Raw genomic sequence first — 1,365 nt, 5'->3', positions numbered from 1 at the left:
CCCGCCGCCGTGCTGCTCAATCCTTTCCGGATATGAACGAGCTCGCGCGGGTGGTCGTCGTAGCTGTTCATCAAATTCAACTTGCTCGGTAGCGAGCCGACGATGATGCGGTAGCCGTTGTCCGTGCGCGGGTCGATCAGCATCGGCGTATGCAGCTCAGCAAACGCGATCATGTCGAGAAACGCGCACACGTTGACGCCGCCGGCGCGGGCGGGAGTGATAACGGGCATACGGCACCATGGAATAAAAGGCCCCGGCACGACGGGGCAAGGCGCACCAGTGGCACGCATTGGGAACAGCGGAAAGCAAAAAGCCCCGCCGGGTGACCGGCAGGGCTTTTTGATGTGTGGCGGCCAGCGTCAGTTAGCGCCAGCCTAGATAAATAGTATGCCAATCGGCTTATTAACACAACATGTGGTGCTCAATTACTTATATCTGCGCCAACATGATCAATTCTGCGCGGGCTTCATGTGCAGCGTTTTTGATCGCTTTGCCGTTCTTGAAAATAGGATCAAGAGGGCTGGGGTTGGGGGTGCGGCGCTTCTTGCCATCTACACCAATAGCACTCACTACGCTGCAGATCTCACCCATTACTGAGAGCGAGCCCATCTGCAGCATGCGCGAATAGACGGGCAATTCACTGGCGATCATATCCCAGCTTTTTGCCCAGGGCGCCGCCTGCTGGGTCGGCATCGGGTGCAGTTTCGCCGCGCGGATCAGCACCGCCAGCCGGGCGCGCGGACGCAGCCGGGCCGACTCGAGCCACGCCCGGGCGAACTCATGCGCCGCGCTTACCCGGCTACCTCGCTCATACGCGATCGCCAACGGCTCAGCCGCCGCGGTACCGCCACCGGGCTGCTGTCCCAGGGTGGCCGCAGGGCTGAACGGCTGGAATCCCTCGTTCTCGTGCATGTGCCACGTCACACGCTCGGCCTCCATATCGAGCACCCTGTCGACGAACGCGCGGGTCGCCTCCAGGTCGTGGTCGGGGTGTGTCGCGCGCGCCAGCTCCCGCAGTCGCTGAATGCCCATGTTTCGATAATCGCGCATTGCGCCCCCTGTGTTCAGTTGTAGTGCCGCACTCATTCGCCCTTTCTCCACTCTGTGCCGCTGCTCAAATGCACGCGGGCGGTGTTGTGGTGGTACGTCGGCACCAGCTCGGCATACTCCGCCAGCACCGCCTTTGCTTCTTCCAGACCTACCGCCAGAATCGCGCAATAGCCACGCTCGTCAGCCAGCGCCAGCCAGTCATGCTGACTCTGCGCCAGCGCGGCGGTGTGCGGGGACGACGCCTTGAACTCCATATACAGCCCAAACCACCCGCCCCGGGCGTCCATCACCACCAGATCGCTGACGCCAGACTTC

1 protein-coding gene and 2 pseudogenes are annotated in these 1,365 nt (G+C 62.1%); all 3 read right to left on the bottom strand.

Annotated elements, in window-relative coordinates:
* A pseudogene (locus tag ACGLWX_RS18315) lies at nt 1-230 on the bottom strand (glycoside hydrolase); the annotation flags it as partial.
* Between the two features lie 199 nt (nt 231-429).
* Nucleotides 430-1,050, bottom strand: coding sequence for a hypothetical protein (locus tag ACGLWX_RS18310; protein ID WP_396241904.1), 621 nt, complete (start codon nt 1,048-1,050; stop codon nt 430-432).
* A gap of 32 nt (nt 1,051-1,082) precedes the next feature.
* Nucleotides 1,083-1,365: pseudogene (locus ACGLWX_RS18305) on the bottom strand (VRR-NUC domain-containing protein); the annotation flags it as partial.

This window comes from Halomonas sp. HMF6819 (assembly GCF_044335525.1).
GTDB lineage: Bacteria > Pseudomonadota > Gammaproteobacteria > Pseudomonadales > Halomonadaceae > Vreelandella.
This window is presented reverse-complemented; position numbering and strand designations above follow the sequence as displayed.

Bases quoted from the DNA above. Each gene is read 5' to 3' on its own strand.
- ACGLWX_RS18310 (WP_396241904.1), bottom strand. From the start codon at position 1,050: ATGCGCGATTATCGAAACATGGGCATTCAGCGACTGCGGGAGCTGGCG.